General features: G+C 45.4%; 14 protein-coding genes. 3 read left to right on the forward strand and 11 right to left on the reverse strand.

The genetic code is table 11. The annotated features are described in order from the left end of the window. Nucleotides 1-183 precede the first annotated feature (183 nt). The 11 genes from HL061_RS03335 to HL061_RS03385 all read right to left on the reverse strand — a co-directional run bounded on the left by HL061_RS03335 (nucleotide 184) and on the right by HL061_RS03385 (nucleotide 12,513). Nucleotides 184-1,467 carry a PQQ-dependent sugar dehydrogenase gene (locus HL061_RS03335; protein WP_252962527.1) on the reverse strand — a complete coding sequence of 428 codons (1,284 nt, stop codon included), beginning with the start codon at nucleotides 1,465-1,467 and terminating at the stop codon, nucleotides 184-186. 208 nt (nucleotides 1,468-1,675) lie between these two features. Further along, nucleotides 1,676-4,273 carry an ATP-dependent chaperone ClpB gene (gene clpB, locus HL061_RS03340; RefSeq protein WP_252962528.1) on the reverse strand — a complete coding sequence of 866 codons (2,598 nt, stop codon included), beginning with the start codon at nucleotides 4,271-4,273 and terminating at the stop codon, nucleotides 1,676-1,678. A 306-nt stretch (nucleotides 4,274-4,579) separates the two neighbouring features. After that, a complete protein-coding gene (locus tag HL061_RS03345; protein WP_240366226.1) occupies nucleotides 4,580-4,732 on the reverse strand; it encodes a hypothetical protein in 153 nt (50 codons plus the stop codon). 226 nt (nucleotides 4,733-4,958) lie between these two features. Beyond that, nucleotides 4,959-5,111, reverse strand: coding sequence for a hypothetical protein (locus HL061_RS03350; RefSeq protein WP_252962529.1), 153 nt, complete (start codon nucleotides 5,109-5,111; stop codon nucleotides 4,959-4,961). A 107-nt stretch (nucleotides 5,112-5,218) separates the two neighbouring features. Beyond that, a complete protein-coding gene (locus tag HL061_RS03355; protein WP_252962530.1) occupies nucleotides 5,219-6,025 on the reverse strand; it encodes an SDR family NAD(P)-dependent oxidoreductase in 807 nt (268 codons plus the stop codon). Nucleotides 6,026-6,097: 72 nt separating this feature from the next. After that, a complete protein-coding gene (locus HL061_RS03360) occupies nucleotides 6,098-7,801 on the reverse strand; it encodes an AMP-binding protein (RefSeq protein WP_252962531.1) in 1,704 nt (567 codons plus the stop codon). Between the two features lie 267 nt (nucleotides 7,802-8,068). Further along, on the reverse strand, nucleotides 8,069-9,187 hold the full coding sequence (locus HL061_RS03365) for a DNA topoisomerase IB (protein WP_071001841.1): 1,119 nt from the start codon (nucleotides 9,185-9,187) through the stop codon (nucleotides 8,069-8,071). A 312-nt stretch (nucleotides 9,188-9,499) separates the two neighbouring features. Further along, nucleotides 9,500-9,784, reverse strand: coding sequence for a pyrimidine/purine nucleoside phosphorylase (locus HL061_RS03370; RefSeq protein ID WP_071001842.1), 285 nt, complete (start codon nucleotides 9,782-9,784; stop codon nucleotides 9,500-9,502). 42 nt (nucleotides 9,785-9,826) lie between these two features. Then, a protein-coding gene (gene prfB / locus HL061_RS03375; RefSeq protein WP_156770966.1) for a peptide chain release factor 2 occupies nucleotides 9,827-10,922 on the reverse strand; the annotation gives its coding sequence in 2 pieces (ribosomal slippage) (nucleotides 9,827-10,849 and nucleotides 10,851-10,922; 1,095 coding nt in all). Between the two features lie 115 nt (nucleotides 10,923-11,037). Further along, the gene (locus HL061_RS03380; protein WP_071001844.1) at nucleotides 11,038-11,739 is read right to left on the reverse strand and encodes an HAD family hydrolase; all 702 of its coding nucleotides are present in this window, start codon (nucleotides 11,737-11,739) and stop codon (nucleotides 11,038-11,040) included. Nucleotides 11,740-11,976: 237 nt separating this feature from the next. Beyond that, nucleotides 11,977-12,513, reverse strand: coding sequence for a gamma carbonic anhydrase family protein (locus HL061_RS03385; RefSeq protein WP_071001845.1), 537 nt, complete (start codon nucleotides 12,511-12,513; stop codon nucleotides 11,977-11,979). 270 nt (nucleotides 12,514-12,783) lie between these two features. Here HL061_RS03385 and HL061_RS03390 point away from each other — a divergent pair, with 270 nt between their 5' ends. The 3 genes from HL061_RS03390 to carB all read left to right on the forward strand — a co-directional run bounded on the left by HL061_RS03390 (nucleotide 12,784) and on the right by carB (nucleotide 18,277). Further along, a complete protein-coding gene (locus HL061_RS03390; RefSeq protein WP_071001846.1) occupies nucleotides 12,784-13,335 on the forward strand; it encodes a phosphatase PAP2 family protein in 552 nt (183 codons plus the stop codon). 284 nt (nucleotides 13,336-13,619) lie between these two features. Next, nucleotides 13,620-14,861, forward strand: a complete 1,242-nt coding sequence (gene carA / locus HL061_RS03395; RefSeq protein ID WP_071001847.1) for a glutamine-hydrolyzing carbamoyl-phosphate synthase small subunit — start codon at nucleotides 13,620-13,622, stop codon at nucleotides 14,859-14,861. Nucleotides 14,862-15,013: 152 nt separating this feature from the next. Then, nucleotides 15,014-18,277 (forward strand): carbamoyl-phosphate synthase large subunit, encoded by a 3,264-nt coding sequence (gene carB / locus HL061_RS03400; RefSeq protein WP_071001848.1) that lies wholly within the window; start codon nucleotides 15,014-15,016, stop codon nucleotides 18,275-18,277. Nucleotides 18,278-18,320: the final 43 nt, after the last annotated feature.

Below are 18,320 nucleotides of genomic sequence, written 5' to 3' on the forward strand. Positions count from 1 at the left end.
CAAGGAACGTTACCTTAACAAAATAGGTCTTAACTATCAATCTATTACAAAATAAAACTTGATAAAACTATTAATTTACTCTAAAATAATTGAATAGTTTTATTAAAATAATTAAATATACAGGTAGGTAAATACGTCCTTAATTCGATGCTGTTTCGATGTTATTTCAATATTGTTTCGATGTTATTTGGGCAATAATCTGAGTAATTGTGCATTATTACCGTCTTCAAGTGTCCACACTTGCCCGTCTACTGCTAGCACACTGCGTACACGCTCTCCCATGTCATAACGATAGCGTTCAGTAGCACTATCATCTTCATCGACACTTACGACAATAAGCGCTTTTGAAGATAAACCACTGATTAAAAAATCGCCTTGTAATGCTGGAAAGTCATTGTGGCTACCAGCCGTATATAGACTCAGTGATGACGGTGAAATAACGGGTGTCCATGTGATTTTAGGCATTTCAAACTCAGGGCGAGTGTCGTGATCTGGGATTGGTGTACCTGAATAATTACGACCATTTGATACAATCGGCCAGCCGTAGTTTTTGCCTTTTTCAATCAGATTAAATTCATCACCGCCCTTTGGCCCCATCTCGTTTGCCCAAAGCCTGCCGCTTTCATCAAATCTTATGCCGAGCACATTGCGATTGCCCATTGTCCAAAACTGAGAGGCAATGTCATTGCTATCATTGACAAATGGATTGTCCTTTGGAACCGAGCCGTCAGCATACAATCTAATAATCTTACCTAGATTCATGCTCATATTTTGTGCAGGCTCTTTTTTCTGGCGTTCTCCTGAGCTGATATATAGATACTGTCCATCAGGTGAAAACAATAAGCGATGGCTATAATGACCTTGCCCCGTGACTTTTGGAGATTGCTCCCAAATAGGCGTGATGACCTGTAGTGTGGGCGCATTTGTGCCTAATCCTGCCAGTGTCGCTTTGATTACTTTTGCCCCAAACTTATTACTATCACCCCCCTTTCCTGCTTCTACGTAGCTGATATATACAGCATTAGAAGTCGCAAAATCTGGTGCTAATATAATATCTCCCAAACCACCTTGACCACCATAGGCCACTTTAGGGATGCCTGCTACTTGTGTCTTGCTACCCGTCGCCGTGTCTACAATGAATAACTCTCCTGTTTTTTGCGTCACTAGTAGTTTGGGCGCTTTGCCATCTATACTGGGTAGTGCTGTCATAGCCCAAGGCTCATCAAAGGTAGCGATTGCTTTAGTCGTAAAAGCAGGCTTGCTAGTCTTTGTTTGTGTAGTGCTTTTTGTGGCGGTTTGAGCATTGCTATCTGAAATGGAAACTTCCTTGGACTCTGTTGCGGTACTTTTGTTATTGCTAGGACTTACTGCTGAAGGGTTGGAGCACGCGGCAGTGCTAAACAACAACGCTGCAATGAGTAATGGCGAAGTTAAGGGTAGACTTACACGTTCAATAGAGGTTGTCATTGTTTTATCCTTTCTATCCGATTGGCATTTATTTTATTGGTCATCCATTTATTTATAGCATAGTCTTGATATTTAAGAGATATTTAAATGGTAAAAAAACAGTAACGTAAAACGCGCCTTATAAATAAAAACCCCTTACCTACGATTGTAGATAAGGGGTTGATTTTAAGCGTAAAGTTGGGTCATAAAGACGTCAAGGATAAACTGATTAGCTCATTCTAAGCTTATCAAAAGTTAGCTTGTCATCGGCACCCACATCGACTTTGATAATATCACCAGCGACAAAATCACCTGCTAATAGTTTCAATGACAATGGGTTTTCGATCTCTTGTTGAATGGCTCGCTTCAAAGGACGAGCACCATAAACAGGGTCATAACCCACGGCAACCAATTTATTCATCGCATCTGCTGACAGCTCAATATCCATCTCACGCTCTTGGATACGCTGACGCAATCGATCCAATTGAATATCTGCAATACCTGCCATCTGTGACATACCAAGCGGATGGAAAACTACGATTTCGTCAATACGGTTGACGAACTCTGGACGGAAATGCTGCCCAACAGAATCCATTACTTCCGCTTTGATATCCTCGTAACTTTCACCAACCATTTCCTGAATCTTGTGCGAACCCAAGTTACTGGTCATGATAATGACGGTGTTTTTGAAATCTACCACCCGACCTTGCGAATCGGTTAAGCGACCATCGTCCAATACTTGTAGCAAGATGTTGAACACATCTGGATGCGCTTTTTCCACTTCATCGAACAATATGACGCTATATGGCTTACGGCGTACCGCTTCAGTCAACGTACCGCCTTCTTCGTAACCAACGTAACCTGGAGGTGCCCCTACAAGACGACTGACACTATGTTTTTCCATATATTCACTCATGTCGATACGTACGATTGCATCTTCAGAGTCAAATAAGAAGTTCGCTAGTGATTTGGTCAGCTCTGTCTTACCAACGCCTGTAGGTCCTAAGAATAAGAACGAGCCTGAAGGACGGTTGGGATCAGATAAGCCTGCACGGCTACGACGTACCGCATTGGCCACCGATTCGACCGCTTCGTTTTGACCGATAACACGCTCATGGAGCTTTTCTTCCATTGCGATCATTTTGTCACGCTCGCCTTGCATCATCTTGCTGACTGGGATACCAGTGGCGGCCGCAACCACCTCTGCGATTTCATTGTCTGTGACCTTATTCCGTAGCAATTTGACACCATCACCTTCACCAGTCTGCTCTTTTTGCTCAGCCAAGTCAGACTCATGAATACGGCGCTCAAGCTGCGGAATGGTCTCATATTGCAGCTTACTCATGGTCTCATAATCGCCTTCACGACTGGCTTTGTCATAAGCGATACGGGCTTTATCCAGCTCGTCTTTTAGCTGTTGACTGCCTTTGACCAACGCTTTCTCTGCCTGCCAAACTTCATTAAGATCAGCGTACTCTTTTTCCAATTCTGCTATTTGCGCATCGAGCACTTTACGCTCAGCTTGCGCGCCAGCATCTTCTTCGTTTTTGAGCACCTCACGCTGCATTTTTAGCTGAATGAGGCGACTATCGAGTTTACCTAATGATTCAGGCTTGCTGTCCATCTCCATACGCAAACGACTGGCCGCTTCATCAATTAAATCAATCGCCTTATCTGGTAGCTTACGGTCAGTGATATAGCGATGGCTCATGCGCGCAGCAGCAATGATGGCACTGTCTTGAATATCGACGCCATGATGCAGCTCGTAACGCTCTTTTAGACCCCGTAATATCGCAATAGTATCTTCGACCGTTGGCTCATCGACCAAAACCTTTTGAAAACGACGCTCAAGCGCAGCGTCTTTTTCGATGTACTGGCGATACTCATCAAGGGTGGTCGCACCAACGCAGTGCAGCTCACCGCGTGCCAGTGCAGGTTTTAGCATATTACCCGCATCCATTGCACCTTCAGACTTGCCTGCACCAACCATCGTGTGCAGCTCATCGATGAACAAAATGACATTGCCTTCTTGTTTGGCCAAGTCGCTCAATACGCTTTTGAGACGCTCTTCGAACTCACCGCGGAATTTTGCCCCAGCGATTAGCGCGCCCAAGTCTAATGACAACACTTCTTTACGGCGCAGACCTTCTGGTACGTCGCCATTGATGATTTTTTGTGCCAAGCCTTCTACGATGGCTGTTTTACCAACGCCCGGCTCACCGATGAGCACAGGGTTGTTTTTGGTACGGCGCGACAGTACCTGAATGGTACGGCGGATCTCTTCGTCACGGCCAATGACTGGATCTAGTTTGCCAAGCTCTGCTTGCTCAGTCAGATTAATCGTGTATTTGTTGAGTGCATCACGCTGATCTTCAGCGTTTTGGTTATTGACCGTATCATCACCGCGCAGCTGCTCAATGACCGCTTTTAGTTTGCTTGCCGTCACACCTGCACTTTCAAATATTTTTTTGGTTTCGCCTTGCTCAGCGAGTGCCAACATGACCCATTCAGTCGCAATAAAATCATCGCCTTCTTTTTGCGCCTGACGATCTGCCAAGTTCAGAATTTTGACTGAGTTTGGGTTTAGATTGACGTCACCTGTCGGCTCCGAAATGGTCGCTTGGTTATCGAGTGCTTTGGCAACGCCATTTTTTAGCGCTGGAATAGAAGCGCCTGCTTGTTGGCAGATAGATAAATTAGATTCATCTTGTAGCAATACCGCAAGCAAATGCACAGGATCAATGCCCGTATGATCACGACCTAACGCTAGGCTCTGAGCTTCTTGAATCGCTGATTGCAGTTTTTGCGTAAACTTCTCAAATCTCATGTTTATATCCTTTTATAATTAGTATTTTCAGTGGAACTTCTAGGGACTCTCCTAGTCTAGTGCCCACTGTTATCTGTCATTTATATAAGGTATATATACACCTATTTCAAGACGATTACCAAATAAAACCTTACTTAAAACAATGATAATTATTAATAATATTTAAATGGGCTATTAATAGCAGATAAAGGAAGTTAGTAGGTAAGAAATGCCATTTTATTGATGTAAATTCAAGAGAAATCTCCGTTGAATACGGTAATAAGCAATGCACTTATTGAGTATAGACCCAATCATAATCCGACTATGCTACTCCACAATTTCGATAAGCGTACCAAGTATCTCCGATACCATAATCTCATCCATCTCGGTATTGGTCACCGCGATACAACCATCGGTCCAATCGCGTCGTTGATTCAACCAGCCCAAATGTCCAAAGCCATTCATTTGCCCATGAATCATAATATCGCCGCCCGGATTGACCTCTAATGACTTCGCTCGTGCCTTGTCTTCATCATTTAGATAGCTAATAAGGTATAAATCCCAACGGGCGTACGCTGATCGCCTTATTGTTGCTTATGTCCCGATGGACTACCCCCTAGCGCAATACGATACGACCTAATGGCTTTACCATCGCTCATCAATGTTAAGACACGATCTGATTTGTCGACGAAGACTCGATCAATAACTACAGACGTAGGAATAGGTTTTTGGATGTTGAGGAGTTTTTGGCATAAGCAATAGCACTGGTGCTTACAGTAGCAGCAAGGCTAATGCCTATAAGTAACCAATACATGCGCTGCTCATTTGGCGGGTGAAATTTATTATAAAAAAATGACATAGGCTTTGATCCTCATGATGAGTTTTTTGTCATTAATCATATGTATCAAAGCACTATGTCAGACTATTTAGATAAGTTTTGTGCAAAACGAATGAATTACTCAAATGTTACACCATACGAATTGCACCATCTAAGCGGATCACCTCGCCATTTAGATAAGCATTATCAATGATATGAGTGACCAATTTGGCAAACTCATTGGGAGCGCCCAAACGCTTGGGATAAGGCACGCCTGCTTCTAGCTGCTCGCGGGCTTTTTCAGGAATGCTCTCCATCATCGGGGTAGCAAAGACACCTGGCGCGATGGTCATAACGCGGATGCCATGACGTGCCAGCTCACGAGCCAGCGGCAAGGTCAGACCAACCACCCCTGCCTTGGAAGAAGAATAGCTGGCTTGACCCACTTGACCATCAAAGGCTGCGATAGAAGCTGTATTAATAATAATGCCTTGATCTACATTCTTTTGTACATGGTTTTTTTCTGCATGCTCGCCTGCATTGCTATCATTCGCTATGCGTTTGGCAATGCTAGCCGCGACCAAACGGGCGACATTAAATGAACCCACCAGATTGACATTGACCCCGCGGCTAAATGCCTCAAGGTCTGCTGGATTGTTATCACGATCTAGCAGCTTTTGTACCACTACGATACCCGCACAGTTGATTGAGCCTTGTAAGCCGCCGAAAGCTGACTCAGCCATCTCAACCGCTGATTGCACCTCATCGCCTTTAGTGATATCACAGCGCACAAAGCGCGTACTATCACCCAGCTCAGCGACCAGTGCTTGCCCTGCTGACTCATTGAGATCAGCGATGACGACGTTGCCGCCTTGATAGACAATCGCACGAGCCACTGACTCACCCAAACCTGATGCACCGCCTGTGACCAAAAAGCTATTCTCTTTAATTTGCATGTTTATTCCTTTAAATCTTCATTTTTTATTAGCTGTTTTCTATGAATTATCTATAAACGCTCTATCGGGTAGTTACGCGGCAGATAAACTGCGTAGCAAAAAGCGTTGAATTTTGCCACTTGGTGTTTTTGGTAACTCGGTCACAAACTCGACCTCACGTGGATAGGCATGAGTGGATAGACGTTTGCGCACCAGCTCTTGGATTTCTTTGGCGATTTGCTCGCTACCTTCGACGCCTTCTTTTAATACCACATAAGATTTGATCGTATGTCCACGCACTTCGTCTGGCACGCCCACAGCCGCAGATTCTGCCACTGCGTCATGCTCTAAGACGGTGTTTTCGACATCAGTGGGTCCCACGCGGTAACCTGCCGTAATGATAATGTCATCATCACGTCCTGAAAACCAGTAGCTGCCGTCACTATGACGCTCAACCACATCGCCTGTCAGATAGTAGTCATCAACGAAAGCTTGTTTTTCATTCCAGCTATAACCACGGAAATAAAACGCAGGTGACTGGCTGACCACGACTGCTAACTGTCCTTGCTCACCATCTGGTAGTACATTCATCTCATCATCCAATACGACCAGCGTGTGACCTGGTAGCGCCATTCCCATCGAGCCAACTGGTGATTCGTGTTTTAGCGCATGATGCGCACAGCACGTCATGCCCGTTTCTGTTTGACCGTAATGATCTTTTACCTGACAGCCCAGATAGGTCTCAACCCAGTTGACGACCTCGGTATTCAGCGTCTCCCCTGCCGAGTTGGCACAGCGCAAAGCGAGTTTGGCGTTATTGTCTTCATTAACGTTGTCAAAAACGCCGCTGGATTTCATCATGCGAAATGCTGTCGGTGAAGAGGCCAAATTGGTGATCTGATGACGCATCATAAAGTCGCGCGTATTGGTCGCGTCAAATCCTGCTTCATTAAAATAAGTCGTGATCCCTAATAGCAGTGGCCCTGTGATGGCGTAATACAATCCATACGCCCAGCCAGGATCGGCCATGTTCCAATATTGATCGTCTGCGCGTAGGTCAATGGCATAACGCATATAGAGATAAAACGCAGGTAAGGCTGATAATGGCACACTCACGCCTTTTGACTTACCGACTGTCCCTGAGGTAAACATCTGCAAAAATGGTGCATCCGTATCGAGCATAACGGGTTCTATCGTTTGCGCCTGTGATTCCATGGACTGACGGTAGTGATCGTCACCCCACGTCTGAGCATCTTCAGTACTGCCGACCAATACCATTTTGGTTTGCACAGCCAAATCATCAAACTTGCTGCGGTTCTCTACATTGGTAAAAACGACTTTGGTATCGGCTTTATCCATGCGATATTTGATTGAGTCATAGCCAAAAGCGGTGAATAATGGCTGATATACCGCGCCGATGCGCCATGTTGCCAATACAACGGTCAGTAGCTCAGGTGTACGCGGTAGCATCGTCGCTACTTTGTCCCCCGCTTTTACGCCATACGACTGTAGTAAGTTAGCGACTTGCGCACTGGCTTTATCAAGCTCACCAAAGCTCATGCGCGTGACATTGCCTGCCGTATCTTCGTGTACCAGTGCAGCATTATCCGCGCGGCCATCACGGACATGACGACCACAGCACGCCATATAGGCATTTAAGCGATCGTCGACATGTTCGCCAAAGATTTCTGACAGCAATGTATCCATGTCAAAATTATTATAATAATCGGTATAGTTTTTTGGTGTCGTTGAAGCATCTGTGTGACTGAGGGTAGGAGTTTGAGAAGCGGTATTCATAAGCTAATCCTTTAGCAATAGCAGATAAAATGATATTCATATTGTAAAACGGTCACATCCTATAGACCGTTTAATATCTTTGTATTTAACATGCTCTATTAGTAACGTATTTTTATACTTATTTCAATACATAACGTATCATTTTTATTTTATATAAATAAGCATGACCTATAACTATTTATCATCAAATAGCTAATAGTAAACTTAAAAAACTTGTAGGATCAAATATTTAAATTATTTTTGAAGTACTTTCTCAAGAATCGATATTTAACGATCAGCACTGAGAAAACCTAGTAAGGCTTTCTCCTCACAGCTTTGGTATTTTTTCGTACGACCGCGGCGTGCTTGTTTGTAGTCATCATAAAATTCCCCTGCCAAAAAACGCTCAATAATGATGGGGTGAATATACGACGCGCGGCATACGGTTGGCGTATTGCCCAGCTCTGCCGCCACGCTTTTTACCATATCGGTGACCAGCTGCTGACGCTCAGCACTTTCTGGTGCGCTGGCAAGTATGTTAGCGCCTGCCGTCGTTTGTAGCTCATCATATAGATAACTTGCCGCGAGTACACTTGCCATCCATGTTCGAAAATCTTTTGCACTATATAATTTGCTTTCGCAGTCCATACCGCATGTATGCATTCGCAAGTAGTCGTTGATATCGCTACTGTCGACGACTTGTTTATGTCCATTGTCATCTAAGTATTTAAATATTTGATAGCCCGGCAGCTCAGAACATGCCTGCACGATGTCAATCAAACGCTCATCTTGCAGCTCAATGTGGTGTTCTTTGGCGCTTTTTCCGACAAAATCAAACGCCAGTCCATTATCCGTTTCGCTGACATGCTTACTACGTAGCGTACTCAGACCATAGCTTTTATTTTGCTTGGCATAGCGGCTATTACCGATACGAATCAACGTGGTTTCAAGCAATTTGACCACGGCAGCGAGTACATTGGTGCGTGACAATGATTCTGCTTCCAAATCTGTCTCGACCTGCGCGCGTAAATTGGGCAGCGCCTCTGCAAAGCCTATCATTGCATCAAACTTGGCTTGGTCACGAATATTATTCCACGAGGGATGATACAAGTACTGCTTGCGTGATTTTTCGTCGCGTCCTGTCGATTGCAGATGGCCTTTTTCGTCTTGGCATATCCACACCTCTGACCACATGGGCGGTATCACCAATGCATCAAACCGCTGACGCAACGCTTTGTCTTTGACTGTCTTGCCCGTTGCATCACGATAGGTAAAGCCGCGGCCCCAACGTCTACGCTCATAACCTGGTTCGTCGTCACTCACATAACGCAGATTGGCACGGCGTGCGAGACGCTCATAGTCATGGCGCACATCCTGCGTTGTCGACTGCTCATTTGTTTTGCCCATAAAAACACTCTTCTAATAATTTTATGGTTTTAGCATAATCAACTGCGCTTATTTTTGCTGTTTGTTTGCCACGGACAAAGTGTAATCCTGTGTAAAATAAAGCCACTCGCCCTCGCCGATCATGATCTTTGGGCGCACTTATGGCAAAACTATCTCACGTTCTATGAAACCAGTTTGCCATCAAGCACGACGGAGACGATGTGGCGCAATCTGCTTGATAAGGGTAAGCTAGAGAATGACATGCCCACAAAAAAAGCCAAGCATCAAATACTTGGCTTTTTTTATTTTGATACTACTTTACAATAAAAGTGATTATTTACCGTATACACATAAATAAGCGGTTTCGACGTCAACTTTTACTTGGAATTTTTGATTGGCTTCAACGGTGAAGTGCTCGCCAGCATTAAACGTTTGCCATTCATCACTCTCTGGTAGCTTGACCATCAATGCACCGCTCACCACGCTCATGGTCTCAAACTCACTGGTGCCAAATTCATACTCACCAATTTCCATAACACCTACCGTTGCAGGCTTGGTTGCTGTTTGAAAGGCAATCGAAGTGACTTTATTATCAAAATAATTATTTACGCTTGGCATAATCTTCCTTAATTACATGTTAGTTGGTATTTGAATTCTATTTTATAGACCTGCTTTTAGACTGGCTTCGATAAACTGATCGAGGTCGCCATCTAGTACCGCGCCCGTGTTGAAGGTTTCAACGCCGGTACGCAGATCCTTGATACGAGAATCATCGAGCACGTATGAGCGAATCTGGCTGCCCCAGCCGACATCAGACTTATTGTCTTCAACCGCTTGTTGTTTTTCCATACGTTTTTGCATCTCAAGCTCATAGAGCTTAGCACGCAGCATCTTCATTGCCGTGGCTCTGTTACCGTGCTGACTACGCTCATTCTGACAAGTCACCACCACACCACTTGGCTCATGGGTAATACGTACCGCAGAATCTGTCGTGTTGACGTGCTGACCGCCCGCTCCTGAGGAGCGATAGGTATCGATACGCAAATCCGCAGGATTGATGTCAATCTCGACATTATCATCAATCTCAGGCGAGACAAACACCGCCGCAAATGAGGTATGACGACCATTGTTGCTATCAAATGGTGACTTACGTACCAAACGATGGACGCCAATCTCGGTACGCAGCCAACCAAACGCATAATCGCCTTTAATCTCAATGGTGGCCGACTTGATACCCGCGACACTGCCAGCAGACACTTCAATCACATCTACCTTAAAGCCATGAGCTTCCGCCCAGCGTGTATACATACGCAGCAGCATCTCCGCCCAGTCTTGTGCTTCGGTGCCGCCACTGCCCGACTGGATATCCAAGTAGCAGTTGTTTGGATCCATCTCGCCGCTGAACATACGGCGGAACTCTAGATCAGCCACGCGCTGCTCAGCATCATCTAGCTCGCTTTGCACGTCAGCTAGCAAGGACTCATCCTCTGCTTCTACTGCCAACTCTAGCATGGCAGACGCATCTTCTAGCGTGGTTTCAAGAGAGAGCACCACATCGATGACACCATCAAGGTGGCTTTTTTCTTTATTGATCTTGGTGGCACGCTCTGGATCATTCCACAGCTCTGGGTTTTCTAGCTCTAAATTGACTTCTTCTAAGCGTTCTTGCTTACCATCGAAGTCAAAGATACCTCCGCAAATCCTGCCCGCGCTCGGATAAATCTTTAATCTGTTCTTGATACGGATTGATTTCCATAAGTGTTCCTGTTTTTCTAAAAAAATAAATAACGCATTTGGCGCTATTTTAAATGAGATTAAGCATAAATGGTTGTCTAATTATTCTTGTTCCTACTATTACTAGATTAAGCAATCTAGATTGACCAATCTTCTATGGCCCAGCGATGCGCCAAGGCATGAGCATGTAGCGCCTCATCAGGTGACACACAGATCGCCACATCCGCCCATTCTAGCAATGGAATGTCGTTTTTGGAGTCTGAATAGGCATAGGTTTTTTCAAAGGTGATGCCCGCTGCTTGCTGCTTATCAAGCCACTTATCTAAATGGTAGATCTTGCCTGCCTGAAAGTTTGGTTTATCAGTCAGCTTGCCCGTATAACGATTGTCTTTGATCTCAAGCGGCGTAGCCAATACATTGGCTGACTCAATGCCAAAGCGCTTGGCAATAGCGGACACCACAAAATCGTTGGTTGCAGAAATAATCACCACATCGTGCCCTTGCTCAATATGCTGGCACAATGCTTCCATTGCTTTTGGGCGAATATGCGGCTCAATTTCACTTTTGATATAGTCTTCTCTTAGCTTATCAAGTCTATCAAGCGGCAGACTACTCAAAAACTGCGCGACGAATTCATTGTACTCTGTCGCATCTAACGTCCCTTCGATATAGTCATTATAAAACTTCTGGTTGGCTGTACGGTACTCAGCCTCATCGACAAGGTCGTGCTTGACGATATACTCACCCCACAGATAGTCACTATCGACATCCAGTAAGGTATGATCTAAATCAAATAACGCCAGTTGTTTTTGTTGTTTTTGTGCTGGATTTGCCTGCATGGTGAGACCTTATCGTTGGTTGCGAAAAAATATGAATCTTTTAGGGCGTGTTGAACATTCGCAAATAGGCACTGCTGATCGCTAAAATGGTTCCAGACAAGGCACAAAGCGACGATAATGCAGATGCCTTAGCGAGATTTGTAACGCAGTATGGGGCAATTTTAGCATCAGACCTAACGATAAAAGCAGAGGATAGGACTCTTTTTTGCCGCTTCATCGTTAAAAATAAGCGCTTAGTTAATCAGGCATCGCTATTTCTGTTAAACCTGTTTTGAATTTTTGACAACGCTCAGCATAATGCAGCGCTGACATTTTCAACATCGCTACTTGCTCATCTGTCAGTGTCTTGACCACTTTTGCAGGTGCGCCCATCACTAGTGAGTTATCAGGAATAACCTGACCTTCAGTAATTAAAGCTTTCGCCCCTATCAGGCAGTTTTTACCTATTTTGACATTATTGAGTACCACCGCACCGATACCAACCAGACTGTTATCACCGATCTCACAGCCATGCAGCATCGCTAGATGGCCAATAGTCACGTAATCACCGATAGTCACTTTGATACCTGCATCAGTGTGAATCACACTATTTTCTTGCACATTACTATAGTCGCCGATATGAATACGATCGTTATCGCCGCGTATCACCGCACCAAACCAAACATTGGCCTGATGACCCAAATACACATCACCGATTACTTGTGCTGAGTCAGCAATCCAACCGTTGAACGGTACAGCAAACTCAGGGGTTTTGTCTAAATATTTAAATATCATCGTTTTTCCTTAGTAAGGATAATGTTATTTTGGAGTAAGTCATTGGTTATACCACAATCATTTTTATGCTTATTTGATTCGCATGTCAAAGAAGCATCTCACTTTGGACCTTTGGACCATAGCCATAAAAAATATATTTTACAGTATACAATCCCATTTAATACCTTATCGTATGTCCACTTTATAGTACAATTAGCAAGGCCAACATTCTCATTTTGCTATCGTAGCGCCTGCCCTAACAAGTACCGCTACCCTACTAAGGACGCATCCATGCTTCGCGAAACACACGTACCTATTATTATCTTGTTGGCAAGTAGTGTGATCATCACCGCGCCCAGTTATGCTGAAGATACCTCAAGTTTGGAGAGAGCCGGTGACATTGTTGCGGTTGCCATACCTGCCATTGCTTATGGCAGCACGCATTATATGAATGATAAAGAGGGACGTCAGCAATTTTATCAATCATTTGCTACCAATCTTGCCGTGACCTATGCTGTGAAGTCAACCATTAATAAAGAGCGCCCTGACCATAGCGACAATGACTCCTTCCCATCAGGACATACTTCTTTGGCATTTCAGGGCGCAAGCTTCATTCATAAACGCTATGGATTAGAATATAGTATTCCAGCTTATGTTGGCGCAACTTTTGTGGGTTATAGCCGTGTTAAAGCGGAAAAACATGATGTGGCTGATGTATTTGCTGGTGCAGCACTAGGGGTTGCCAGTAGTATGTATTTGACCAAAAGCTATAACGATCAGCTTCTCCTCACAACCAATCTTGCGCCTGACTATTACGGGCTGTCTATCCACTACCAGTTTTAATCACTCAGTTTTCCCTTGATACTAGCCATAAGTTACTATTTTGTATATAATACGCAAAATCTGTGCCTAAGCGAGCGGACATGATGCAAGTTACCTATTCACTATCTAGTGGGTTTTGTAGTTTTCATCAATAATGTCTTCTCGCTTTTTTGTGGAAAATTTTTGTGTGTCGTCCTTTTATTACTTCTATATGACAACAGTCAAATGCCGTAAATAAAAGGATACGGAGCAATTTTAGACCAACAAAACATGATGGCACTCACCAATAACAGCGGAGGCAATCCTTGAATTCATCGGTAGAAACACAAGCAATTTTGGCACTAGCAGACGGTACAATTTTTCGCGGTGTCAGTATCGGCAGCCTAGGTCATCGTGTTGGTGAGGTCGTATTTAATACCGCCATGACAGGGTATCAAGAAATTCTAACCGATCCAAGTTATGCGCGACAGCTGGTGACCTTGACATATCCGCATATCGGTAATACAGGCACCAATGCCGAGGATACCGAGTCTGGTAACGGTCACAAAGTATGGGCAGACGGTCTGATCATCCGTGACGCCACTATGGCCACTTCTAACTTCCGCAACTCTGAGTCGCTTAGCGACTATCTACAGCGTAACAATACCGTCGCTATCGCTGAAATTGATACACGCCAGTTGACCCGCCTATTACGTGATAAAGGCGCACAAAACGGTTGTATCATGACTGCCTCAAACGGTGAGACGATCAGCGTTGAAGATGAGCAAAAAGCGATTGAGCTGGCACAAGGCTTTGCAGGTCTAAAGGGCATGGATCTGGCAAAAGAATGCTGCACGACAGAAAGCTTTGAATGGACAGCAGGCACATGGGATCTATCAGACACCCTACTCAACCGTGACGTGGCGGGTAGCCATGACAGTGGTACTGGCGGCTTCTTTAAGCAGCTCGGCACTCATATCGATGCCAAATTCAACGTCGTCGCTTATGACTTCGGTAGCAAAACCAATATCCTACGTATGCTCGTCGACCGCGGCTGCCATGTGACGGTTGTCCCAGCACAAACGCCTATTGCTGATGTGCTCGCGATGAACCCAGACGGTATCTTCTTATCAAATGGCCCTGGCGATCCTGCCGCCTGTGACTACGCTATCGACGCCGTACGTCACATTATTGAAGAAACAGACGTACCAACGTTTGGCATCTGCTTAGGTCATCAGCTAATTGGTCTTGCCAGCGGCGCCAATACCATCAAAATGAAAACGGGCCACCATGGTGCCAACCATCCAGTACAAGATCTAGCGACTGGCACAGTGATGATCACCAGTCAAAACCATGGCTTTGCGGTTGATGAAGACACGCTACCAGAAAACGTTAAGTCAACGCATCGCTCATTATTCGATGGTACTAACCAAGGCATCGAGCTGACCAACAAGCCAGTATTTAGCTTCCAAGGTCACCCAGAGGCCAGCCCTGGCCCGCATGATTGTGGTCCGCTATTTGATAAGTTTGCTGAGATGATGGAAGCGGCTAAAACTGCTCAAGCTTAACGATTCATTATAACTTGATAATAAGTCAATGCTTGAATCGCTAAAAGCGGTTTGAGCAGTACTGTAACAACGCATTGTAAGTATAAAACGCCATAAGCGTTATCAAAAATAAAGATTACTTAAAATATCATCAAACGAAGGTAGCTCTAACTATGCCAAAACGTACCGACATAAAAAGCATTCTTATCATTGGCGCAGGCCCCATCGTTATCGGCCAAGCGTGTGAGTTTGACTACTCAGGCGCACAGGCGTGTAAAGCACTACGCGAGGAAGGCTACCGTGTCATCTTGGTCAACTCAAACCCTGCGACCATCATGACCGACCCTGTCATGGCAGATGCGACCTATATCGAGCCGATCACGTGGCAGACGGTTGAGCAAATCATTGCCAAAGAGCGTCCTGATGCAATCTTGCCAACCATGGGCGGACAGACCGCGCTCAACTGTGCGCTAGATCTAGATAAGCATGGCGTACTGACTAAGTACGACTGCGAGCTAATTGGCGCCACCAAAGACTCAATTGAGATGGCAGAAGATCGCGACTTATTCGACAAGGCGATGAAACGTATCGGCCTTGAGTGTCCGCGCGCTGAAACGGCTGAAACGATGGAAGAAGCTTTTGCCACGCAAGAAAAGATGGGCTACCCCTGTATCATTCGTCCCTCATTCACCATGGGTGGTTCGGGCGGCGGTATCGCTTATAACCGCGATGAGTTCATCGAGATTTGTGAGCGCGGCTTTGATTTATCACCAAATCATCAGCTACTCATCGATGAGTCACTCATCGGTTGGAAAGAGTACGAGATGGAAGTGGTTCGTGACAAAAACGACAACTGCATCATTATCTGTGCCATCGAAAACTTTGACCCAATGGGCGTACATACAGGCGACTCAATCACTGTCGCACCCGCGCAGACCTTGACCGATAAAGAATACCAAATCATGCGTAATGCGTCATTAGCAGTATTGCGTGAGATCGGTGTCGAAACAGGCGGCTCAAACGTCCAGTTCGGTATCAACCCTGATACGGGACGTATGGTCGTCATCGAGATGAACCCACGTGTATCACGCTCGTCTGCCCTCGCCTCAAAAGCGACTGGCTTCCCGATTGCCAAAATCGCGGCAAAACTGGCAATCGGTTATACGTTAGATGAATTGCAAAATGACATCACAGGCGGCAAAACGCCAGCCAGCTTTGAGCCTGCGCTTGATTACGTTGTCACCAAGATACCTCGTTTTAACTTTGAAAAATTCCCACAAGCGGACAACATCCTATCGACTCAGATGAAATCGGTTGGCGAAGTGATGGCGATCGGTCGTAACTTCCAAGAGTCGATGCAAAAGGCATTACGCGGTATGGAAACTGGCGCGGATGGTTTCGATGAGCAAATTGATTTATCCAAAGTCAGTGCTGAGAAGGCTCGTAGTGAGATTATCAACCGCTTAACCATTCCAACGCCTGAGCGTATCTATTACGTTGCTGATGCCTTCCGTGTCGGTATGAGCGTTGATGACGTATTTAATTACACCAAGATTGACCCGTGGTTCTTGGTACAAATCGAAGACATCGTTAAGACTGAAGCGACGGTAAAATCACTCGGCTTTGGTGGCTTAAACGAAAACAACCTACGTCGCTTTAAGCGTAAAGGCTTGTCAGATTTGCGTTTGGCTAAATTGCTTGGTATCTCACAAAAGCAACTACGCAAAAAGCGTTGGGATTTAGGCGTCTATCCCGTGTATAAGCGTGTCGATACCTGTGCTGCAGAGTTTGCGACCAGCACCGCTTATATGTACTCAACCTACGATAGCGAATGTGAAGCCAATCCAACTGACAAGAAAAAAATCATGGTCATCGGTGGCGGCCCTAACCGTATCGGTCAAGGTATCGAGTTTGATTATTGCTGTGTACATGCAGCGCTTGCCATGCGTGAAGACGGCTATGAGACCATTATGGTCAACTGTAACCCAGAAACGGTTTCAACCGATTATGACACCTCCGACCGTCTGTACTTTGAGCCAATCACATTAGAAGACGTGCTAGAAATCGTCCGTATCGAAAACCCAGACGGTGTGATTGTGCAGTTCGGTGGCCAAACGCCATTGAAACTTGCGCGTGCGCTAGAATCAGCGGGCGTAAAAATCATCGGTACGAGTCCTGATGCGATCGACCGCGCTGAAGACCGTGAGCGCTTCCAACACATGATTCAGCAGCTAAACCTTGTACAACCATCGAACGCTTTAGCAACCAGCTTAGAAGATGGCTTGGTTAAAGCAAAAGACGTGGGCTATCCATTGGTGGTACGTCCATCTTATGTGTTAGGTGGCCGCGCGATGGAAATCGTCTATAACGAAGATGAGCTAAAACATTACCTGCGCACCGCAGTACAAGCCTCAAACGAAGCGCCTGTCCTGCTTGATCGCTTCTTAGATGACGCTATCGAAGTCGATGTCGACTGCGTATGTGATGGTAATGATGTCGTCATCGGCGGTATCATGCAACATATCGAACAGGCAGGTGTCCACTCAGGTGACTCAGCATGTTCACTACCACCATATTCATTGTCTGATGAGCTATGTGATGTGATGCGCGCCCAAACCATTGCTATGGCAAAAGAGCTTGGCGTTGTCGGTCTGATGAATGTTCAGTTTGCGGTCAAAGGCGAAACCGTATATATTTTGGAGGTGAACCCACGTGCTGCACGTACCGTACCGTTTGTCTCTAAGTGTATCGGTACTTCGCTAGCTCAGGTCGCGGCTCGCTGTATGGCTGGCACCTCGCTCAAAGACCAAGGCTTTACGACTGAGATTGTTCCAGCATTTTATGCGGTCAAAGAAGCGGTGTTCCCATTTGCTAAGTTCCCAGGTGTTGATCCCATCTTGAGTCCTGAGATGAAATCAACAGGCGAAGTCATGGGCGTGGGCAAAACCTTTGGTGAAGCATTTTACAAAGCTATCATCGGTAGTAATGAGCGTCTGCCGGGTCTGCCTACTGAAGGCGAGACCAAGACGGTCTTTATCTCAGTTCGTGATAGCGACAAAGGACAAATCGCCCCAATCGCCCGTCAGCTTGCAGATTTCGGTTTTAATATCGTATCAACCACTGGCACGCAAAAAGTACTGAGCGACGCTGGTATCGAAAGTCAGCAAATCAACAAGGTCACTGAAGGTCGCCCGCACATCGTTGATGCCTTGAAAAACGGCAAAATTGACCTGATTATCAATACGACCGAAGGCAAGCAGGCACAAGAGGATTCGTTCTCTATCCGCCGTAGTGCGCTACAGGGCAAGGTATTCTATGTCACGACGTTAGGCGCAGCCGATGCGGTTTGTAAATCTTATGCCATTGACTTACCGTTTGATGTCTATAAGTTACAAGATTTGCATGAGCAAGCAAAGTCTATTGACGCGGCTGAATAATTTCAGTAGATTAAGCATAACCGCTAAGCTTATATAAAAGCTT

Origin of the sequence: Psychrobacter sp. PSP, assembly GCF_024085615.1 — a bacterium.
GTDB lineage: Bacteria > Pseudomonadota > Gammaproteobacteria > Pseudomonadales > Moraxellaceae > Psychrobacter > Psychrobacter pacificensis.

Coding starts and splice junctions, on each gene's coding strand:
- HL061_RS03335 (WP_252962527.1), bottom strand. CDS start 1,467: ATGACAACCTCTATTGAACGTGTAAGTCTACCCTTAACTTCGCCATTA.
- clpB (WP_252962528.1), bottom strand. CDS start 4,273: ATGAGATTTGAGAAGTTTACGCAAAAACTGCAATCAGCGATTCAAGAA.
- HL061_RS03345 (WP_240366226.1), bottom strand. CDS start 4,732: ATGATTCATGGGCAAATGAATGGCTTTGGACATTTGGGCTGGTTGAAT.
- HL061_RS03350 (WP_252962529.1), bottom strand. CDS start 5,111: ATGTCATTTTTTTATAATAAATTTCACCCGCCAAATGAGCAGCGCATG.
- HL061_RS03355 (WP_252962530.1), bottom strand. CDS start 6,025: ATGCAAATTAAAGAGAATAGCTTTTTGGTCACAGGCGGTGCATCAGGT.
- HL061_RS03360 (WP_252962531.1), bottom strand. CDS start 7,801: ATGAATACCGCTTCTCAAACTCCTACCCTCAGTCACACAGATGCTTCA.
- HL061_RS03365 (WP_071001841.1), bottom strand. CDS start 9,187: ATGGGCAAAACAAATGAGCAGTCGACAACGCAGGATGTGCGCCATGAC.
- HL061_RS03370 (WP_071001842.1), bottom strand. CDS start 9,784: ATGCCAAGCGTAAATAATTATTTTGATAATAAAGTCACTTCGATTGCC.
- HL061_RS03380 (WP_071001844.1), bottom strand. CDS start 11,739: ATGCAGGCAAATCCAGCACAAAAACAACAAAAACAACTGGCGTTATTT.
- HL061_RS03385 (WP_071001845.1), bottom strand. CDS start 12,513: ATGATATTTAAATATTTAGACAAAACCCCTGAGTTTGCTGTACCGTTC.
- HL061_RS03390 (WP_071001846.1), top strand. CDS start 12,784: ATGCTTCGCGAAACACACGTACCTATTATTATCTTGTTGGCAAGTAGT.
- carB (WP_071001848.1), top strand. CDS start 15,014: ATGCCAAAACGTACCGACATAAAAAGCATTCTTATCATTGGCGCAGGC.